At 68.9% G+C, this 3,534-nt stretch carries 4 protein-coding genes; all 4 read right to left on the reverse strand.

The window, feature by feature from the left end; translation table 11 throughout:
* The coding region (gene ccmI / locus C5O18_RS07575; RefSeq protein ID WP_146089275.1) for a c-type cytochrome biogenesis protein CcmI at positions 1-276 on the reverse strand (276 nt) is incomplete at its 3' end.
* Positions 273-674: a cytochrome c-type biogenesis protein gene (locus tag C5O18_RS07580; RefSeq protein WP_105192867.1), complete on the reverse strand. Its 402-nt coding sequence runs from the start codon at positions 672-674 to the stop codon at positions 273-275. The genes ccmI and C5O18_RS07580, both read right to left, overlap by 4 nt.
* The gene (locus C5O18_RS07585) at positions 674-1,249 is read right to left on the reverse strand and encodes a DsbE family thiol:disulfide interchange protein (RefSeq protein ID WP_105192873.1); all 576 of its coding nucleotides are present in this window, start codon (positions 1,247-1,249) and stop codon (positions 674-676) included. Before C5O18_RS07585 ends, C5O18_RS07580 begins: the two co-directional genes overlap by 1 nt.
* Positions 1,250-1,291: 42 nt before the next feature.
* A complete protein-coding gene (locus tag C5O18_RS07590; protein ID WP_105192869.1) occupies positions 1,292-3,229 on the reverse strand; it encodes a heme lyase CcmF/NrfE family subunit in 1,938 nt (645 codons plus the stop codon).
* Positions 3,230-3,534: the final 305 nt, after the last annotated feature.

Consider the following 3,534-nt stretch of genomic DNA (forward strand, 5'->3'; position numbering starts at 1 on the left):
GGCGACACCGCGCACCCGGCGCGGCGGCACGGCCTCGGCGCCGCCGGCCTCGCTGTCGGCCAGCAGGGCACGATCGAGCTCGAGCTTGAGGGTGGCGTAGGTGTCGGCATCGACCCGCCCGGTGGAAAGATCGGCATTGAGCTCCTGCAGGCGCTCGCGGTAGACGCGGCTGCCGAGCTGGCGTGCTTCCAGGCCGCGATCCGGCCCCGGACCGCGCAGCGGCCAGAGCACCCAGGCCACCACCAGCAGGGCCAGCAGCAGGCTGGCGAGGATCACCGGCAGNGGCGGCGGGTGCGCGCCACCAGCAACGCACCGACCACGGCCAGCAGCAGGAAGGGGCCACACCAGAGCAGCAGGGTGCCGGCGCGCAGCGGCGGCCGGTAGGTGATGAAGTCGCCGTAGCGGTCGATCATGAACTGGCGGATCTCGGCATCGCTGCGGCCGGCGCGGACCTGGTCATAGACACGATCCTTGAGGTCCGCCGCCAGCCCGGCGTCGGAGCCCGCGAGATTGGTGTTCTGGCACTTCGGACAGCGCAGCTCCTCGACCAGTGCGCGGTAGCGCGCCTCGTCGGCCGGGTGGTCGAAGTCGCGGACATCGACAGCGGCGAGCGCCTGCGCCGGCACCAGCAGTGGCGACATGGCCAGCACGGCCGCCATCAGCCAGTTGCGCATCACTGCCCTCCTCCCGCCGCCGGAGGGACCGCCGTCTCCGCCACCAGGGCGTCATAGCGCGGCTTCAGCTCATCGTGCCAGGCGCGCTGGTCGAGCACGCCCACCGTGCGGTAGCGGATGCGGCCCTCGCGATCCACCAGATAGGTCTCGGGCGCGCCATAGACACCGAGGTCTATGGCCAGGCTGCCGTGTTCGTCGAACACCACCTCGGCGAAGGCGTTGCCATGCTCGCGCAGCCAGGCCTGCGCCGCGTCGCGCTCATCCTTGTAGTTGATGCCGACGATGCGCACGCCGTCGCCGGCCAGCGTCAGCAGCACGGGATTCTCGACCAGGCAGGCCGCGCACCAGGTGGCCCAGACATTGACCAGCGAGACCTCGCCGGCGAGCAGCTCCTGGCTCAGCGTGCGCGCCGGATCATCGAGCGCCGGCAGCGTGAACGCGGGCACCGGCTGACCCAGGCGCGCCGACGGCAGGAAGGAGGGGTCGGTGCCGTTGCGGCTGTAGAGCAGCGCAGCCAGCGCGGCGAACAGCAGCAGCGGTACCAGGAAGACCAGCAGGCGGGCACGGCGGCTCATGGGCGGCATCTCGTATTCATTGTTGTCAGGCTCATGCCGGTCTCAGCGCACGCCGCGCAGGCGATAGCGGCGATCAAGGATGGACAGCAGCGCGCCCAGCGCCATCACCAGCGCACCGAACCACATCCAGCGCACCATGGGCTTGTGGTACACGCGCACCGCCCAGGCGCCGCCATCCAGCGGCTCGCCGAGCGCGACATAGAGATCGCGCCAGAGGTTGCCGGAAATCGCCGCTTCGGTCATCGGGTTCTGCTGCACGCGGTAGATGCGCTTCTCCGGATGCAGCACGCGCTCGCGGCCGCCATCGCTGACCACCACGGTGCCGCGCTGCGCGACATAGTTCGGCCCCTGGTGGTCGGCAACGCCCTCGAAGCGGAAACGGTAGTCGCCGATCACCACTTCCTGGCCCGGCGCCAGGCGCACATCCTTCTCGGTGCTGTAGGCCGAGGTCAGCGCCACGCCGAGCACGGTCATGAGCAGGCCGAGGTGGCCAAGCTGCATGCCCCAGTAGCTGCGCGTGAGCTTGCGCAGGCCCTGCACCAGCCCGGGCGCGTTGCGGGTCTTGCGGCCGATGTCGACCAGCATGGCGCCGAGCACCCAGGCACACAGGCCGATGCTCAGCGACACCGTCCACGGCAGGTCGCCGTAGACCAGCAGCGGCAGCGCCACGGCGATGATGATCGCGGCCAGCAGCACCTTGAGCATGGGCAGGCGGATGTCGTCGAGCCGGCCGCGCTTCCAGTTCACCTGCGGGCCCAGCGCCAGGAACACCAGCAGCAGCAGGGTCAGCGGCACGAACAGCAGGTTGAAGTACGGCGGGCCGACCGAGATCTTGCCGATATCGAAGGCATCCGCGATGAGCGGGAACAGGGTGCCCAGCAGCACCGTCACGGTGGCGGTGAGCAGCAGCAGGTTGTTGACGAGCAGGAACATCTCGCGCGACACCAGGCTGTGCCGGCTCTCGTTCTGCAGCGCCGCGCCGCGCCAGGCGAACACCGCCAGCGAACCGCCCACCACCACGATCAGGATGCCGAGTATGAACAGCCCGCGCGACGGGTCGGAGGCGAAGGCATGCACCGAGGTCAGCACCCCGGAACGCACCAGGAAGGTGCCGAGCAGACTGAGCGCGAACGCGATGATGGCCAGCAGCACGGTCCAGGCCTTGAACACGCCGCGCTTCTCGGTCACCGCCATGGAGTGGATCAGCGCGGTGCCGGCCAGCCAGGGCATGAAGGAGGCGTTCTCGACCGGGTCCCAGAACCACCAGCCGCCCCAGCCCAGCTCGTAGTAGGCCCACCACGAGCCGAGCGCGATGCCCAGCCCGAGGAAGGCCCAGGCCGCCAGCGCCCACGGCCGCGACCAGCGCACCCAGGCCGGGTCCAGGCGTTCGCCGAGCAGGCCGGCCAGGGCGAAGGCGAAGGGCACGGCGAAGCCGACATAGCCCATGTAGAGCATGGGCGGATGGAAGATCAGCCCCGGGTCCTGCAGCAGCGGGTTGAGGTCGTTGCCCTCGATCGGGAAGTCCGGCAGCAGGCGGTCGAACGGATTCGAGGTAAACAGGATGAAGCTGATGATGGCGACGCTGATCAGCCCGAGGATGGCCAGCACGCGCGCGGTCATGACCAGCGGCAGGCCGCGCGAGAAGCGCGCCACCGCCGCCGACCAGACTGCCAGCACCAGCGCCCACAGCAGCAGCGAGCCCTCGTGGCCGCCCCAGACCGCCGACACCTTGTACCAGACCGGCAACAGCGTGTTGGACTGCCGCGCCACGTAGTCGACGCTGAAGTCGTTGTTCAGGAACGCCAGCGTCAGCAGGCCGAACGAGAACGTCAGCAGCGCCGTCTGGGCATAGGCGCCGGTACGCGCCACCGCCTGCAGGCGGGCATCGCCGCGGCTGACGCCGAGCCAGGGCAGCGTGCCCTGCAGGATGGCGACGACAAAGGCCAGGACCAAGGCATACTGACCCAGCTCAACCCACATGGCACCCCTCCCGCTGACCGAATACCCCTTCAAGGGATGCGCCATCATACGCGGCCCCGGCCGCATGTCCATCCGCCGACAGACCTGTGTCTCCGGGGTACAACCCACACATTTGGATACAACTGAGAAGCACTTTAAGCCCTTGGTGTAAGTTTTCTGTCAAATGGCGGTTGCTACCATGCGGTTCCGATACCGTAACCGGCAGATCGCCATGAACGCCTCAGTGAAACCGTTCCACGCGCAGCAGACATCCTTCAGCCGCGACGAGCTTCTGGCCTGCGGCCGCGGCGAGCTGTTCGGCCCCG

The organism is Amnimonas aquatica (genome assembly GCF_002943415.1).
Taxonomy (GTDB): domain Bacteria; phylum Pseudomonadota; class Gammaproteobacteria; order Pseudomonadales; family Moraxellaceae; genus Perlucidibaca; species Perlucidibaca aquatica_A.